Source organism: Desulfovibrio porci, from assembly GCF_009696265.1.
Classification (GTDB): domain Bacteria; phylum Desulfobacterota; class Desulfovibrionia; order Desulfovibrionales; family Desulfovibrionaceae; genus Desulfovibrio; species Desulfovibrio porci.
The window spans coordinates 1-14,402 of record NZ_VUMH01000018.1 but is presented as its reverse complement, the minus strand read 5'-3'; the positions used below and the strand labels follow the sequence as shown (position 1 = coordinate 14,402).

Below are 14,402 nucleotides of genomic sequence, written 5' to 3'. Positions count from 1 at the left end.
CATGCTGACATTGAACCTGCCGGGATGGCTTATGGTTTTGCCTGTTTGTCGCGGCGGACCAGCTTCCAGGTGAGCTTCATGACCGAAAGCAGCTCGTTGAGCCTGGGGCGTTCCGTAAAAAGCCCGCTGGTGGCTTCGGCTTCGGTGAGGGGCGCGAGCACCACGGCCTGATCGGCTTGGGCCGCGCCGCGCGCGTCGTCGGAACGTGAGTCTGTCCGCTGGTCCCGGCCGTCGGCCTCGGGAAAGTCATCCAGCCGCAGGTCCAGAGAGGCACGCGCGGCGCCTTCCTCCGGCGTCGGAACGCTGGTGGCGATGATCTGGTTGGTGCGGGGCCGCCCTTTGGCCGGAGTTTTGGCGGCCGTCTGCTCCGGCGCATCGGCTTGCGAGCCGGTTTCCGCCGCATTCTCCGGCGCGTTTTCAGGCGAATTTTCCGGGGGCGACGCGGCTTCCGCTTCCTCCCCGCTTTCCTTCTGCCCGGCCAGCAGACGGGAGACCTTCCACTGGCGCTCGGCCGCGGCCTGGCGGCGGCGCGCCTCCTGCTCACGGGCCAGAGCGTCCAGGCTGTCGCGGATGTCATCGCTGAGGCGGTTGCCCCGCGCGCCCATGGCGCGTCCCAGGCTGGCTTCCAGAGCCCGCAGCATGCGCTCCGGTTCGTCGGCGCTCAGGCAGGTCTGGGCGATCTTGTCGCAGACCTGGACCTTGGGCGTCACCTCAAAACCTTGGGCCAGGGTGTCGGCGGCCTCGTCGTAGTGGCCCTGGCGCATGAGCTGTCGGGCCTGGCTGAGAAAGGGGCTTTTGGCCGAAGGATCATCCTGCAGCAGGCGGGCGTAGGCGGCGCGGGCGCGGTGCCAGCGCCGGGCGCGCACAAATGTGGCGGCGGCCTTGGCCAGCCAGGCGCGGAAGCGCGAGAGGTCGCCCTTGCCTTTCCAGGCCACGGCCATACCCAGTTCCGCCTCGCCCTTGATCTGGGCGTTGCGCAGAGCGCGCTGGAATGCGTTGATGGCGTTGTTCCAGCGGTTCTGCTGAAGGCACTGCATGCCCACGCGGAAGTAATCCTCAGGCTGGCGCACGGGCTTGAGCAGAATGCCGTAGGTGGACAGGGCCGCGTCAAAAGCCTTGGTGTCGGCATAGCGCGCGGCCTGCTGCAATTGCGTCAGACGCGGCTGCGACGCAGCCAGCATGACCAGTTGGTCCCGGAGAGCCGTCACGGAATAGGGGCGGCCCAGAAGCGCGCTGGCCCCGCAACCCAGAGTCCTGAGTTGCTCCACTTCGCTGTCGTTGGGCAGGATCAGCAGAATGGGCATAGCCAATAGGCGGGGGTGCAGGCGCAGGATGGCGCAGAACTGTTCGCCGTCCATGTCCGCCAGTTTCTGGCCGCAGACGATGATGTCCGGCTGAAAACCCTGGCTGTCCGAGGCCAGGCCCGCCAGTATGCGGGCCGCCTGGATGCCCGAGGTTAAAACCCTGATCCGGGCCACACCCGCGTCGCGCAGGGCGCGCCTGTCTAGAGCGGCAAGCGGTTCGCTTTCGCTGAGCAGAAGAACGCTGGGCAGGCTGCGGCTGGTCATACAATCATCCATTATCCTTGAACAGGTAAAGGCCACAGCGGCCGTTGCGGCGCCGTGGCCTTTACCTTACTCATATATTATAACCGCTTTCGCCGTCCGGCAAGTGCCGGGGAGGGCTTTTCCGCTGCGCGGTCCGGTTATTTGGCAAAGGGAAGTATGCGGGCCTGGCGTCCGGCAAGGGGCTCTGCCGTTTCGGTCATGACGCGGACGGTGCCTTTGTAGCTGGTGCTGCAATAGGGGCAGAGCAGGGATTTATGCTGTTTTTCCAGGCGGATCAGAGCGCCTTCGCTTTCATAACAGTGCGGGCAGAACGGTCCCTGTTTGATCCCGGCGGTGCGCAGCCAGTAAAAGCCGTATTCCTCGTAGAGATTCTGGGAAAGATACAGAATATCTTCAAAGGTTTGCAGGCGGACCTTGAGCATGCTCATTTCATCGCGCAGAGCGATGCAGCGCGACTGCATTTCCATGAGCAGACGGCGCGCTTTTTCCGGCTGACTGGAGGCGAAGAGGTCGTTGATTTCCTTAAAGCGGCGGTAATCCAACATAGCTTTTTCCATCCGTGTTATGCCCTGCCTATCGGAATAACAGGGAAAAACCTTTAGGGGCCGCTGGGGGGGAGTCCGCCGAAAATTTATAAATATATAATTATATCAGCATGATAATATTAGAAAATTTCTAGAAAAAAGCTAAAAGTAGCCTGATATGGGCTTGCGGAGCCGATGGCGGGAGGCCGCTTTTTTTTGTTCGATGGAAACGGCGCGACAGCGCACGGGAGCCGGCGGGGATAAGGTCCATCAGGGGGAGCGCGCCGGATCATCGTACGCGTGAACGGCGCGGAATCCGCGCGGTCCGGAACGTTGGCGGTGCGCGGCTACATCTTGCGACGGGAAATCGGGTCCAGAGAACGCAGCAGGTCGCGGTAACGTTCCTCTTCGTCGGGATTGTTCTCGGCGGGCAGGACGCCGTCGCGGCTCAACAGACCGTTAAGCAGGTCCACTTCCTTGCGCGCGCTGACTTTGCGCATCATGTCCGTGGCCGCGTCGGCCGCCTGGACAGGGGGGGCCTCCTCGCGCAGGCGCTGTCCGGCCTTTTCCTGGGCTTCCGCCGAGCGCCGCAGCACGTCCGGATTGACCAGAATGGACGCTCCGGCCCGCAGGGCCAGAGCAATGGCGTCCGAGGGGCGGCAGTCCACACGCACCCGACCCTCAGGACCGCGCAGCACCAGCAGGGCATAGTAGACGCCGTCCTTCAGTTCGGTGATTTCCACATTGAGCAGCTCGGCCTTGAGGGCGTTGAGGCTCATCAGCAGAAGGTCGTGGGTCAGGGGCCGGGGCAGACGCTCGTTGTTGAGCACCAGGGAAACGGCCATGGCTTCCATGGCTCCCACCCAGATGGGCAGCACCACCTCCCCGTCGGTTTCCTTCAGGATCACGATGGGGGTTTTGGTCTGGGGGTCGATGGTCAGGCCGAATACGCGCATTTCTACCATAGTTCACCTGTCCGCCGGGCCATGAGGCTGTGTTTTTTGGCCTCCGTGATGCGCACCGGGACCATGCGTCCGGTATGGTCCGCGTCCGGCGGCAGGGCGACGTGGGCCGGCGCGCCGTAGGGGTCGCGTCCTTGCCAGCTGGGTTCTTCGTCCGGGCCGTCCCTGCGGCTTCTGCCTTCGATAAGCAGGCAGGTTTCCCGGTCCACACGGGCGTCCAGCCAGCGCCGGCTGAGCCGGTCCTGAAGGGTTTGAAGGCGCAGCAGGCGTTCCTGCTGGACCTCGGGCGGAATCTTGTCCGGGAAAAGCGCGGCCCGAGCGCCGGGCCGGTCCGAATAGCAGAAGGAAAAACTGGACATGAAGTCGCAGGCTTCCATCATCTCCAGCGTGGCCTGGAAATCTTCCTCGCTCTCGCCGGGAAAGCCCACGATCAGATCCGTGGAAAGGGCCAGATCCGGCCTGGCCGCGCGCAGGGCGGCCACCAGGTCCAGAAAGCCGCGTCGGTCGTATTTGCGCCGCATGCGCGTGAGCACCGCGTCCGAACCGGCCTGCAGGGGCAGGTGCAGGCGGGGGCAGAGCGGAGCCAGGTCCGCGAAGGCCGCCACGTCTTCCGGCCCCATGTCCTTGGGATGCGGAGTCACGAAGCGCAGGCGCTCCAGGCCGGGCAGGGCGGCCACCTGCGCCAGCAACCGGGCGAAGCTCACGCCGTCGCCGCTTTTGTCTCGCCCGAAGGCGTTGACGTTCTGGCCCAGCAGGGTGATTTCGCGCGCGCCCTGATCCAGCCGGGCCCGGCATTCGTCCATGATGGCCGGGGTGGCGCGCGATTTCTGGCGGCCTCGGGTGAAGGGCACGATGCAGTAGGCGCAGAAATTGTCGCAGCCCTGCATGATGTTCACATAGGCCACCGGGCCGCAGGGGCCGTCGGTGCCCGCCTCGCGTTCCACGTAACGGCTGGTGAAATCCAGCAGGGAGAGGCGCAGGTCCGGCTCGGCCAGCAGGCGCTCAATGGCCGCGGGCGCGCCGCTGATGCCGTCGCTGCCCGCCACCAGGCGCACCTGGCTTTCACGCTCGAAAAAGGTCGTGCCCAGTTGCTGGGCCACGCAGCCCGCCACTGCCACCAGCACGCCGGGGGCGCCGCCCGTGACCTGGCGTATCCGCCCCAGGGCGCTCATGACTTTCTGTTCCGGCTTTTCACGCACCGAGCAGGTGTTGACCACCACCACGCCGGCCTCTTCCAGCGGCGCTTCCGTGAAGCCGCGCGCCATGAGGGCGCGCGCCAGCCACTGGGAGTCGTGCACGTTCATCTGGCAGCCGAAGGTAATGATATGGAAGCTTTTTTCAGACATGGCCGCGCGCGTTCTTTGGAAATTTATTGTTCAATGCCTGAATCCGTATCGTACATGTCCGGCGGGCCTTCCTCTTCCAAGGCGGCTACACGGTCTTCCAGCCATTCCAGGATGGCGCGGGCCGTGTGATAGTTGAGCAGCACGCGGCTGTGGATGTGGCGGGTGACGTCGCGCTGCTCGTCATCCTCGGGCGTGATTTCGTGGCCGATGGAACCGTCCGGCGTAATCAGCCGCTCGGAGTAGGCGGGCAGGCAGTCGCTTTCATGGTAGAAATTCATTTCAATTTCGCCCTGGGGGTTGATGCCGCCCCAGACGCCGTGGGCTGTCTGCAGACGGGCCTCTGGCGCCATTTCATATTTGTAGCGGATCTTGGCCGGAGGGGCGTCATTTTTGTTCATGGAAGCTCCTTCTGTGAAAGGTCGCCGGAATATGTGCGTCCCATAAATACGCAAGGCGCGCGGGGAAGTAAAGCCGCCGCGCCCCGGCGGATCGTCCTCGGACGCGCCCTTGACGATGCGCGCCCCTTGGTTACAATAGCGGGAGAGGCGGCGCTGTTCCGTTGCGCCCGCATCCGAATCCGCCCTTTTGAAGGAGAGCACGTGAGCGAGACCAGCATTGTCGAGCATCAGATCAAGCCCTATTTCGACATGGAAGCCTTCATGAATCTGAGCCGGGAAACGCGCCTGGGCGGCGCGACCCTGGAACGGCTCGTGAATCTCTGGGGCCGGTGGCTGCCGGAACTGAAAGTGTGCGAAGTGGGCACGGGCAAAATTTCCTATCTGGCGATCTGGCTGCCGGAAAGCGTGGAGGAGGCCGTGGACGAAGCCTGGGGCAAATCCGCGTCGGACGGCTTTCTGATCAATAATCTGGCCCAGTTTATGTGCATGGCCGCCGTGCAGGAATTGCTGCCGCAGGTGGAGGACGGGGGCTGCGCGCCCTCGCCGCGTCCCACGCAGGCTCTGCGCGAGGCCCTGAGCGGTCTGGGCCTGCCTTACAAGAGTGAGGATTCGTCCCTGCTCAGCCGCCGTTACGCGGTGGTGACCCACTACCCCTTCCGCGGCGGCTGTGAGATCTGCCACATGCAGTCTCATTGTCCCAAAGGCCAGGGGCAGGCCGAGAGCGCCGGCGTGCTGTTGCCGGGGTATGAGCGGGAGGAAGAGGAAAACAGGTCGTAGAGCGAATTAATGTTAAGAATGTAGATTCGTAACATTTGAAGCCCACTTCGGCGCTTACCGGCGTAAATACATTGCGCTTACGCTTTCGTGGCGGGTGGCTGCTCTCGCAGCCGCCAGCTTAATCGTAAAGTTAAATTGCTCTGGTGGGGCGGGCTTTCAGCGCCCTTCCATGACCAGGGTGCGCTTGAGTCCCTGGGGCGTGCGCACCACCACCTCCACCGTGCGGGCGTTGCGGGTCACACTTTCCACAAGGCAGGTCTGGGAGGCGTCGGTATCGTAGTTGCGGACATCCACAGTGTCGCCCTGAGAGGGCAGCCTGTCGGGCGTTATTTCCACGAGATCGGTGGTGGCGGCGTCAAAACCGTCCCACGCCAGGACCGTCAGCGGCACAACCAGGCAGCCCGCAATGGCCGCCCCAAGCAGCAGGTGTTTCATGCAGGCAGATGTAAATCCATTTCGCGTTCTTGGCAACAGGACGCGTCCGGCCGACGGAGGAGCCCATGCGCGCCCTGCATGACGGCCACGGCCGCAGCGTGCGCTATCTGCGCCTTTCCGTGACGGACCGCTGCAATCTGCGCTGTCTGTACTGCCGCAGCAACGCCAGGCAGCGCTGTATTCCCCACGCGCAGGTGTTGCGCTATGAGGAAATGGCGCGCATGGTGGGCATTGCCGCCGCCCTGGGCATCGGCAAGGTGCGCCTGACCGGCGGCGAACCCTTTGCCCGCAAGGGCTGCGAGGCGTTCCTGGCCATGCTGCGCGGGCGTTTTCCGGACATGGACCTGCGCGTCACCACCAACGGCACGCTGCTGGAGCCGCACATCCCCCTGCTGCAGCGTATCGGCATGAGCGCGGTGAATCTTTCCCTGGACAGCTTTGACCGCGCCACCTTCGCGCGGGTCACGGGGCGGGACATGCTGCCTTCGGTGCTGAGCGCGCTGGACGGCTTGCTGGCGGCAGGCATCCGGGTGAAGATCAACGTGGTGGCCATGCGCGGCGTCAACGACGGACAGATGGACGACTTTGTGCATGCGGCCCGGAGCATGCCCCTGGACCTGCGCTTCATCGAATTCATGCCCATGGGCAGCGGTACGCTCTGGAGCCCTGAGAATTTCTGGTCCGCCGACGACATCCGGGAAGAGGCCGCGCGCCGCGCGCGCCTGATCCCCGTGGAAGCGGGCGCGGAGGCCGAATCCGGCCCGGCCCGCATGTACCGCATTGAGGGCGGCCTGGGGCGGCTGGGCTTCATTTCGCCCCTGACCAACCATTTCTGCCTGACCTGCAACCGCCTACGTCTGACCAGCGAGGGAGCCTTGCGCACCTGTCTGTTCGCGGACAAGGAATATCGCCTGCGCGGTCTGCTGCGTCACCCCCGGATTACGGATGAAGCGCTGGCGGGGGTGATCCGTCGGGCCTGCGCGGACAAGCCCGTGGGCGCGGACCTGCTGCGCGCCCGGCGCGAGGGAGCGGCCGTGGCGGCGCGGCAGATGGTCGGCATCGGAGGTTGATGACCATGTGGGGCGTCTACGCCGTGGGAGCCGCCTTTTTCGCCGCTCTGACGGCCATTTTTGCCAAGATGGGCGTGGGGAACGTGGACTCCAATCTGGCCACAGCCATCAGGACAAGCTTTATTCTGGTGCTGACCTGGGGCATTGTGTTCTGCACCGGCGCGGCCAGAGGCATCAGAAGCCTTGACGGTCACACGCTGCTTTTTCTGCTGCTTTCGGCCTTGGCCACGGGCCTTTCCTGGCTGTGTTATTTCAAGGCCCTGCAACTGGGCGACGTTTCTAGGGTCGCGCCCGTGGACAAGCTCAGCGTTCCGCTGGCCATGATTCTGGCCATGCTTTTTCTGCATGAACCCGTCAGCCTGAAGGTCATTGTGGGCGGTCTGCTGATCACGGCGGGTTCCTTGGTGCTGCTGCTCTGAAACCGGTTCGGCTTCGTGGGCGGCTGCTGCGGGGACGGCTCCGGGACTTGCAAAAAACGCTGTTTTGCATTCATTTAACATGGTTCCCGTCTCCGTAAGGCGGCGGGGAAGCGGCAGCCGCCCGAGTTCCGCGCGGCTGCGCGCATAATCCGAGAGTTGTATGATCGCATATATTGAAGGCCGCCTGGCCGAAGTCTGGGGCAATGCCTGCCTTGTGGTCACGGAAGGCGGGGTGGGCTACGAAGTGGCCCTGCCCGCCCACACCCTGGCGGCCCTGCCCGGCAAGGGCGGCTCCGTGGCGCTGTACACCAGTTTGGCCGTGCGCGAGGACGCCCTGGAGCTGTTCGGCTTCGCCTCCTTTGAGGAACGCCAGACCTTTGAGGTGCTGGTGTCCATCTCCAAGGTGGGCGCGCGCACGGCCCTGGCCATTTTGTCCATTTTCCGGCCCGACGACCTGCGCCGCTTGGTGCTGGAGGACGACGTGCTGGCCCTGACGCGCGTGTCGGGCATCGGCAAGAAGACGGCCCAGCACGTTTTTCTGGAGCTCAAGTACAAGCTCAAGGTGGAGGACACGCCCCAGGCCGCCGCGTTGCTTGTGGGCGGACAGCCCGGCTCGGTGTTCCGGGACGTGCTGGACGGCCTCGCCAATCTTGGCTATGCCGAAGAGGAATGCGCGCCTCTGGTCAAAAAGCTGTTGCATGAAGAGCCGGATCTGGACGTGACCGGGGCGCTCAGGGCCGCGCTCAAGGCGCTGGCCAGAGGGAGAGCCTGATGACGGATTTTGACGGCAACCCGCCGGACGCGGCAGCCGGTCTGGACGAGAGCGTCAGACCGCGCAGCCTGGACGACTTTATCGGCCAGGACGAACTGCGCGCCAATCTGCGCGTCTATCTGGACGCCGCGCGGGAGCGGGGCAAGGCCCTGGACCATACCCTCTTTTACGGCAATCCCGGGCTGGGCAAGACCACCCTGGCCCAGATCATGGCTTCCGAACTGGGCGTCAATCTGGTCTGCACCTCGGGGCCGGTGCTGGAGCGCAGCGGCGACCTGGCGGCCATTCTGACCAATCTGGGCCGCCACGACATCCTTTTTGTGGACGAAATCCACCGCATGCCCATTGCCGTGGAGGAAGTGCTCTATCCGGCCATGGAGGATTTCAAGCTGGATCTGGTCATCGGCCAGGGCCCGGCGGCCCGCACGGTGAAGATCGACCTGGAGCCCTTTACCCTGGTGGGAGCCACCACGCGCATGGGCCTGATCTCCTCGCCCCTGCGGGATCGCTTCGGCATCGTGGCCCGGCTGGAATATTACAGCCCCGCTGACCTGGCCCGGGTGGTGCGACGCACGGCGCGCATTCTGGGCGTGGAGGTGACCCCGGAAGGCGCGGAGGAGATCGGCCGCCGCGCGCGCGGCACGCCGCGTATCGCCAACCGCCTGTTGCGCCGGGTGCGGGATTTCGCCCTGGTCCACGGCAACGGACAGGTCACGGGCGGGGAAGCCTCCTCCGCTCTCAAGCGCATGGATGTGGACGAGCACGGCCTGGACCAGATGGACCGCAAGCTGCTGGAAGTGCTGATCACGCACTACGACGGCGGGCCTGTGGGCATTAAAACCCTGGCCGTGGCCTGCTCCGAGGAAGTGCGGACCATTGAGGACATTTACGAACCCTACCTGATCCAGTGCGGCTTTCTCAAGCGCACGCCGCGCGGCCGCATGGCCACGGCCAGGGCATACAAGCATTTGAAATTGCTGCTCTCCTGAACTACCAGTGTCGCCAATGAAGAAAAAGAATCCTGTCCGGCGTTACGCCGGTTTTTGCGTCGCTTCCTTTATCATGGCTATGGGTATCGCCCTGGTCACCAACGCCAACCTGGGCACCACGCCCATCACCAGCCTGCCGTTCGCCTTGGGCGCCATTTTTTCGCTCAGTCTGGGCGCGGCCACTTTTCTGCTTAATATCCTGCTTGTGGCCGCCCAGAAGCTTCTGCTCTGGAAGGAATTTTCCGTCTTGCATCTTTTGCAGCTTCCGGCGGTGCTGATGTTCAGCGTGTTCATCGACCTCTGCATGTGGCTGACCCGGCCTCTGATTACCGACGTCTATCCGCTGCAGATATTGCTCTGCCTGGTCGGCTGCGCCGTGCTGGGCTTGGGCGTCAGCCTGGAAATCGTCAGCGACGCCACCGTGCTGCCCGGCGAGGGCGTCGTCATCGCCATCGCCTACCGCACACGGAAGATTTTCGGCAACATCAAGATGCTTTTTGACCTTTCCCTGGTGGCCGTGGCCGCCGGTCTGGCCTTTGCCGTCCTGCACACTGTGGTGGGTCTGCGCGAGGGCACGGTGATCGTCGCCGTGCTGACCGGCTTCTGCGTCCGCTTTTTCTCCCGCTGGACGCGCCATCTGACGCCCTTTTTCCACGGCAGAAAACTGATTCGGCATTGAGAGGGGGCGGATATGATCATCACGGTTCTGGATGGCGAGTTTTCCGTCTGCCAGGTGCATAGCCTGAAACACATTGATTTTACGGATGATTTTATCTTTGTGGGCAAGACGGATCGGGAGCTTTCTCTGGTTTGCCGGACTGCGGCCGCGCCGGACGACGCCCCGGCCCGCGAGGACGGCTGGAAGGCCTTTCGCATTGAAGGCACGCTGGATTTTTCCCAGGTGGGCGTGCTGGCCGAACTGTCCGGGTTGCTGGCGCGTTGCGGCATCAGCATCTTCGCCGTATCCACTTACGCCACGGATTATATTCTGGTGAAGCGCGAGAAGCTTGCCGAGGCTCTGGCCGCCTTGAAGCGGGCGGGCCACGAGTCGGCCTGAGACGGGGCTGCGCCGCTTCCGGCCGCCCGGCCTGTCCGCGTCACAATTCTCTCTGATTCCGACCCCATTGAGGAGGCCGCCCTGTAATGCTCTATCTGCCTGCCTTTGTACTTTTTTTATATCTGTTTTTCCGGCTGGTGCTGCCGTCGGGCCTGAGCCGCGCCGGTAAGGCTGCGGCCGGAGCCGCGCTTTTTCTTGCCTCGCAGGAATACCTTTTGAACGGTTTTTTTTTCGGCGGGCTGTCCGCGCCTAATCTGCCGTCGTGGGTGTTGATGCTTCAGGGCTGGCTGTTCAGCAGTCTGCTTTTTCTTTTCGCGCTGACGCTGATCCGGGATATTGTCCGCTTGGGAGTTCGGTTCGTTCGTTGGGCGGGGCACGCCTTGCGGCGGGAGAAGCGGCAAAGCCCTGTTTTTTCTTCCGGCAGGCGGCGTTTTCTGGCTTCGAGCCTGGCCGTCGCTCCGGCTTCCGTTCTGGGCCGCGCCTCGCTGGCGGGTCTGGTTCTGGCCCCCACGGCCTATGGCGTCCATGAAGCCGTGGTCGTTCCCGAGGTCCGGCAACGGGAAGTCATTCTGCCCCGGCTGCCTGCGGCTCTGGACGGCCTCAGGCTGGCGCAGATCAGTGATCTGCATGTGAGTCCGCTGCTGGGCAGGGAGTGGGTCAGGGCCGTGGTGGACAGGGTCAACGCCCAGGCGGCGGATGTGGTGGTTCTGACCGGGGACATGGTGGACGGCTTGCCCGCGGCGCGCGCGGAAAGCGTGGCGGAACTGCGCCGTCTGCGCGCCCGGCACGGCGTGCTGGCCTGCGCGGGCAACCACGAATATTACAGCGGGTTCAAGGCCTGGACGGAGATTTTTCCCGATCTGGGCATGAGCATGCTGCTGAACAACCATCAGGTGCTCGGGATACGCGGGCATGAACTGGTGCTGGCCGGGGTCACCGATCCGGTGGCCGCCCGTTTCAACCTGCCCGAACCGGATCTGGCGGCGGCCCTGGCCGGAGCGCCGGACGGGGCGGTGCGCATTCTGCTTGACCACAGGCCGGGCAATGCCGCGCGCAACGCCCGAAACAGGATGGATTTGCAGCTTTCCGGCCATACCCACGGCGGCCACGCGCCGGGCCTGAGCACCGTGGTGGCCCTGTTCAACAAAGGCTATGTGCGGGGCTGGTACCGGGTTGCGGGCATGCCGCTGTACGTCAGTTCCGGCGCGGGCCTTTGGAACGGCTTTCCCCTGCGCGTGGGCGTGCCCTCGGAAATCGCGCTCATCACCTTGCGCTGCGCCGCCGCACGGCCTGCCTGAACGCGAAGCCGGATATGAAAAGGGCGGCGGCTAAAGCCTCCGCCCTTTTCATATCTGCCGGATCAGTCGCCCATCTTCCACGCTTTTACATCCGTCCGGCGCGTGAGGCGTTGAGCACGGCCAGCAGGGCCACGCCCACATCCGCAAAGACCGCTTCCCACAGGCCGGAAAGGCCCACGATGCCCAGGGCCATGAATAATCCCTTGATGCCTAGGGCCAGGATGATGTTCTCCCAGACGATGCGCCGGGTGCGCCGGGCGATGCGCAGCAGTTCCGGCAGGCGCTGGGGGTTGTCGTCCAGGATGACCACATCGGCGGTTTCAATGGCCGCTTCAGCGCCCAGGCCGCCCATGGCCACGCCCACCCCGGCGGTGGCCAGCACCGGCGCGTCGTTGATGCCGTCGCCCACCATCAGGGTATGGCGCGCGGGTCCCAGCGCTTCCAGGGCGCTGGCCTTGTCCTCGGGCAGCAGGTCGGCCTTGAGCACATCCAGCCCCAATTCCTTTGCCACGGGCCTGGCCTGGCTTTCGCGGTCGCCGGTGAGCATGGCCAGCACGTCCACGCCCAGGCGGCGCAGGGCTTCCAGCGCGCCGGGAGCCTGCGGCTTGATCCGGTCCGACACCACCAGCGCGCCCAGCGCGCGGCCGTTGCGGGCCACCTGTACTACACTGCCGGGCATGTCCACCGGCAGGGGCGTAATGTCATGGGCCTCCAGCAGGGCCGCATTGCCCGCCAGCAGTTGCGCGCCGTCGGCGGTCACTTCCACACCCTTGCCCGCGATTTCACGCATGTCCGTGATGGCGCCGCCGTCAGGGGCGCTGCCCGCCGCCTGGGCGGCGCGCAGCACGGAGCGGGCGATGGGGTGGTTGGAGCGGCTTTCGGCCAGGGACGCGGCGGCCAGCAATTCCTCGCGGCTGACGCCGGGCGCGGGCAGCACGGCATTGACCTCGAACACGCCTTCGGTGAGGGTGCCGGTCTTGTCAAAGGCGGCCACGCGGATGTCGCGCAGGTTGTCCAGCACCGCGCCGCCCTTGATCAGTATGCCCCGGCGCGACGCCGCGCCGATGCCGCCGAAGTAGCCCAGCGGGATGGAAATGAGCAGGGCGCAGGGGCAGGAAATGACCAGCAGCACGAGGGCGCGGTAAATCCATTCCTGAAAACTTCCCAGCCCGAAAAGCGGCGGCAGTACGGCCACCAGCAGGGCCAGGCCGCTCACCGCCGGGGTGTACCAGCGCGCCAGACGGGTGATGAAACGCTCGGTGGGAGCCTTGCGCGCGGCGGCGTTTTCCACCATTTCCAGAACACGGGCGATGGAGGACTCCGCGAAGGGGGCCGTCACTTCCACGGTCAGCGCGCCGTTCAGGTTGATGGTTCCGGCATGGACCTGTCCGCCGGGAACCATGCGCACAGGCACGGATTCGCCGGTCAGGGGCGAGGCGTCCACCTGGGATTCGCCTTCCAGCACTTTGCCGTCCAGCGGAATTTTTTCGCCGGGCCGGACCAGAATGCGGCTGCCCGGTCCCAGAGCCTCGGGGCTCACGTCACGCGTGGCGCCGTCGGCCAGCATTTCGTGGGCCGTGGTGGGACGGGCCGCCAGCAGAGCCTTGACGGAACGGCGCGAATTACCGGCAGCGCGTTCCTGCATAAATTCGCCGATGCGGTAAAAAAGCATCACGCCCACAGCCTCGGGCAACTGGCCCAGGGCGATAGCCGCGATGGTTGCGCCGCCCATCAAAGTGAATTCATTAAAAATATCTCCGCGTGCGATATTGCGCAGCATCTGACGGAGCACGTCGTAGCCGCAGAGCGCGTAGGGCAGCACATAGCAGAGGCCTGTCACCAGCCAGACCGGCAGAAAGGTTTCCAGCCAAGCGTCCGCCAGCATACCCACGGCGAAAAGCACGGCGGAAACGCCCATGAGCAGCAGTTCCCGGCGTTCGCCGCCGACCTCATGTTCGTGATCGTGATCCTGGCCGGAGCAGGCGGTGCAGGAGCAATGGTGGTCGTCAATACTGCAGGTATTACACATGGTTCTTTCTCCCGGAGCGGACGTGTTGGTTTTCCGCGTCCTGCGCGTCGCAGGTGGCGGCGGGAATATGCTTTTGTTCCAGAAAGGCGTGGATGTTCTTGTTGTGGAAGATGCCCGGCAGGGCGGCGGCGTCCTGCAATATCTGCGGGGTGTCGGCCAGTTCTTTTTCCAGCCAGATCAGGGCGTCGCGCACGCTGGGCGTGGGATTTTCCGGCAGGCGGTAATAGACCCAGCGGCCTTTCTTAATATTTTCAATTAGTCGGGCCTGCCGCAGCAGGAAGAGATGCTTGGAGGTGGTCGAAGCCGCCAGACCCAGCAGTGTGGTGACTTCGCAGACGCAGAGAGGGCGGTGGCGCAAGGCCATGAGTATGCGGACGCGGCTCTCGTCCCCCAAGGCGCGGACCAGATTGAGAAAGTTGAACATGAGCATCTCCGTTGCCGGTCAACGGGTTGCGGCCGGTCTTTAGCAGATGAATATCTTTTTCAATTCGTTCTGAAGCGAAATATAGGAAAGCTTGCCTGATATGTCAAGCATGTTTCGCCAGATAACGAAATATACTGCGCGCGGGGCCTCTCTTCGCCTGCCCGCTACCCCTTGTTTTATGCGGATTTTCGGGCAAGATGACAAGTTAGTGAGGAAAATTTTACAAAAAGGCGTTGACAGGGAGAGGGCGTCTGGATATCTTCCACTTCCCGCGACTGAACAACAACTTTTGACCGCAGCGAAAAAAATGTTCGCGAAACGAAAAAAAGTCGTT

General features: G+C 64.0%; 17 protein-coding genes. 9 read left to right on the top strand and 8 right to left on the bottom strand.

From position 1 onward, the window contains the following. Positions 1–29 precede the first annotated feature (29 nt). From FYJ44_RS13230 to FYJ44_RS13210, 5 genes are all read right to left on the bottom strand, one after another. Entirely contained in the window at positions 30–1,568 is a 1,539-nt protein-coding gene (locus FYJ44_RS13230) for a response regulator (protein ID WP_154512969.1), read from the bottom strand. A gap of 137 nt (positions 1,569–1,705) precedes the next feature. Then, positions 1,706–2,113 (bottom strand): hypothetical protein, encoded by a 408-nt coding sequence (locus FYJ44_RS13225; RefSeq protein WP_154512927.1) that lies wholly within the window; start codon positions 2,111–2,113, stop codon positions 1,706–1,708. Between the two features lie 326 nt (positions 2,114–2,439). Next, positions 2,440–3,057 carry a bifunctional nuclease family protein gene (locus FYJ44_RS13220; RefSeq protein ID WP_154512925.1) on the bottom strand — a complete coding sequence of 206 codons (618 nt, stop codon included), beginning with the start codon at positions 3,055–3,057 and terminating at the stop codon, positions 2,440–2,442. Next, a complete protein-coding gene (miaB, locus tag FYJ44_RS13215; RefSeq protein ID WP_154512923.1) occupies positions 3,051–4,400 on the bottom strand; it encodes a tRNA (N6-isopentenyl adenosine(37)-C2)-methylthiotransferase MiaB in 1,350 nt (449 codons plus the stop codon). Before miaB ends, FYJ44_RS13220 begins: the two co-directional genes overlap by 7 nt. Before the next feature lie 23 nt (positions 4,401–4,423). Beyond that, a complete protein-coding gene (locus FYJ44_RS13210) occupies positions 4,424–4,798 on the bottom strand; it encodes a hypothetical protein (protein ID WP_154512921.1) in 375 nt (124 codons plus the stop codon). A 201-nt stretch (positions 4,799–4,999) separates the two neighbouring features. On the opposite strand from FYJ44_RS13210, the gene FYJ44_RS13205 reads away from it, so the two are divergent. Next, positions 5,000–5,575, top strand: a complete 576-nt coding sequence (locus FYJ44_RS13205) for a hypothetical protein (protein WP_288230683.1) — start codon at positions 5,000–5,002, stop codon at positions 5,573–5,575. A gap of 156 nt (positions 5,576–5,731) precedes the next feature. Here the strand turns inward: FYJ44_RS13205 and FYJ44_RS13200 are convergent, their stop codons facing one another. Next, the gene (locus tag FYJ44_RS13200) at positions 5,732–6,010 is read right to left on the bottom strand and encodes a DUF5334 domain-containing protein (RefSeq protein ID WP_154512919.1); all 279 of its coding nucleotides are present in this window, start codon (positions 6,008–6,010) and stop codon (positions 5,732–5,734) included. A 65-nt stretch (positions 6,011–6,075) separates the two neighbouring features. Between FYJ44_RS13200 and moaA the strand changes: the two genes are divergently transcribed. From moaA to FYJ44_RS13165, 7 genes are all read left to right on the top strand, one after another. Further along, positions 6,076–7,080 carry a GTP 3',8-cyclase MoaA gene (gene moaA, locus FYJ44_RS13195; protein WP_154512917.1) on the top strand — a complete coding sequence of 335 codons (1,005 nt, stop codon included), beginning with the start codon at positions 6,076–6,078 and terminating at the stop codon, positions 7,078–7,080. Further along, positions 7,080–7,499, top strand: a complete 420-nt coding sequence (locus tag FYJ44_RS13190; RefSeq protein ID WP_229772714.1) for an EamA family transporter — start codon at positions 7,080–7,082, stop codon at positions 7,497–7,499. The genes moaA and FYJ44_RS13190 overlap by 1 nt, the downstream gene beginning before the upstream one ends. Before the next feature lie 160 nt (positions 7,500–7,659). Continuing rightward, on the top strand, positions 7,660–8,271 hold the full coding sequence (gene ruvA / locus FYJ44_RS13185; RefSeq protein WP_154512915.1) for a Holliday junction branch migration protein RuvA: 612 nt from the start codon (positions 7,660–7,662) through the stop codon (positions 8,269–8,271). Next, positions 8,271–9,260, top strand: a complete 990-nt coding sequence (gene ruvB / locus FYJ44_RS13180) for a Holliday junction branch migration DNA helicase RuvB (RefSeq protein ID WP_154512913.1) — start codon at positions 8,271–8,273, stop codon at positions 9,258–9,260. Before ruvA ends, ruvB begins: the two co-directional genes overlap by 1 nt. Before the next feature lie 16 nt (positions 9,261–9,276). Beyond that, positions 9,277–9,939: a YczE/YyaS/YitT family protein gene (locus FYJ44_RS13175; RefSeq protein ID WP_154512911.1), complete on the top strand. Its 663-nt coding sequence runs from the start codon at positions 9,277–9,279 to the stop codon at positions 9,937–9,939. Between the two features lie 12 nt (positions 9,940–9,951). Then, positions 9,952–10,317, top strand: coding sequence for an ACT domain-containing protein (locus tag FYJ44_RS13170; protein ID WP_154512909.1), 366 nt, complete (start codon positions 9,952–9,954; stop codon positions 10,315–10,317). Positions 10,318–10,403: 86 nt separating this feature from the next. Continuing rightward, positions 10,404–11,615, top strand: coding sequence for a metallophosphoesterase (locus FYJ44_RS13165; RefSeq protein ID WP_154512907.1), 1,212 nt, complete (start codon positions 10,404–10,406; stop codon positions 11,613–11,615). Positions 11,616–11,700: 85 nt separating this feature from the next. Here the strand turns inward: FYJ44_RS13165 and FYJ44_RS13160 are convergent, their stop codons facing one another. Beyond that, entirely contained in the window at positions 11,701–13,644 is a 1,944-nt protein-coding gene (locus tag FYJ44_RS13160; RefSeq protein WP_154512905.1) for a heavy metal translocating P-type ATPase, read from the bottom strand. After that, the gene (locus FYJ44_RS13155; protein WP_154512903.1) at positions 13,637–14,068 is read right to left on the bottom strand and encodes an ArsR/SmtB family transcription factor; all 432 of its coding nucleotides are present in this window, start codon (positions 14,066–14,068) and stop codon (positions 13,637–13,639) included. Before FYJ44_RS13155 ends, FYJ44_RS13160 begins: the two co-directional genes overlap by 8 nt. A 100-nt stretch (positions 14,069–14,168) precedes the next feature. Between FYJ44_RS13155 and FYJ44_RS14770 the strand changes: the two genes are divergently transcribed. Then, positions 14,169–14,402, top strand: a 234-nt coding sequence (locus tag FYJ44_RS14770; protein ID WP_229772713.1) for a hypothetical protein, incomplete at its 3' end; no start/stop codon positions are given.

Bases quoted from the DNA above. Each gene is read 5' to 3' on its own strand.
- FYJ44_RS13155 (WP_154512903.1), bottom strand. From the start codon at position 14,068: ATGTTCAACTTTCTCAATCTGGTCCGCGCCTTGGGGGACGAGAGCCGC.
- FYJ44_RS13220 (WP_154512925.1), bottom strand. From the start codon at position 3,057: ATGGTAGAAATGCGCGTATTCGGCCTGACCATCGACCCCCAGACCAAA.
- FYJ44_RS13190 (WP_229772714.1), top strand. From the start codon at position 7,080: ATGACCATGTGGGGCGTCTACGCCGTGGGAGCCGCCTTTTTCGCCGCT.
- moaA (WP_154512917.1), top strand. From the start codon at position 6,076: ATGCGCGCCCTGCATGACGGCCACGGCCGCAGCGTGCGCTATCTGCGC.
- FYJ44_RS13230 (WP_154512969.1), bottom strand. From the start codon at position 1,568: ATGACCAGCCGCAGCCTGCCCAGCGTTCTTCTGCTCAGCGAAAGCGAA.
- ruvB (WP_154512913.1), top strand. From the start codon at position 8,271: ATGACGGATTTTGACGGCAACCCGCCGGACGCGGCAGCCGGTCTGGAC.
- FYJ44_RS13170 (WP_154512909.1), top strand. From the start codon at position 9,952: ATGATCATCACGGTTCTGGATGGCGAGTTTTCCGTCTGCCAGGTGCAT.
- ruvA (WP_154512915.1), top strand. From the start codon at position 7,660: ATGATCGCATATATTGAAGGCCGCCTGGCCGAAGTCTGGGGCAATGCC.
- FYJ44_RS13160 (WP_154512905.1), bottom strand. From the start codon at position 13,644: ATGTGTAATACCTGCAGTATTGACGACCACCATTGCTCCTGCACCGCC.
- FYJ44_RS13225 (WP_154512927.1), bottom strand. From the start codon at position 2,113: ATGTTGGATTACCGCCGCTTTAAGGAAATCAACGACCTCTTCGCCTCC.
- FYJ44_RS13200 (WP_154512919.1), bottom strand. From the start codon at position 6,010: ATGAAACACCTGCTGCTTGGGGCGGCCATTGCGGGCTGCCTGGTTGTG.
- FYJ44_RS13165 (WP_154512907.1), top strand. From the start codon at position 10,404: ATGCTCTATCTGCCTGCCTTTGTACTTTTTTTATATCTGTTTTTCCGG.
- FYJ44_RS13175 (WP_154512911.1), top strand. From the start codon at position 9,277: ATGAAGAAAAAGAATCCTGTCCGGCGTTACGCCGGTTTTTGCGTCGCT.
- miaB (WP_154512923.1), bottom strand. From the start codon at position 4,400: ATGTCTGAAAAAAGCTTCCATATCATTACCTTCGGCTGCCAGATGAAC.
- FYJ44_RS13210 (WP_154512921.1), bottom strand. From the start codon at position 4,798: ATGAACAAAAATGACGCCCCTCCGGCCAAGATCCGCTACAAATATGAA.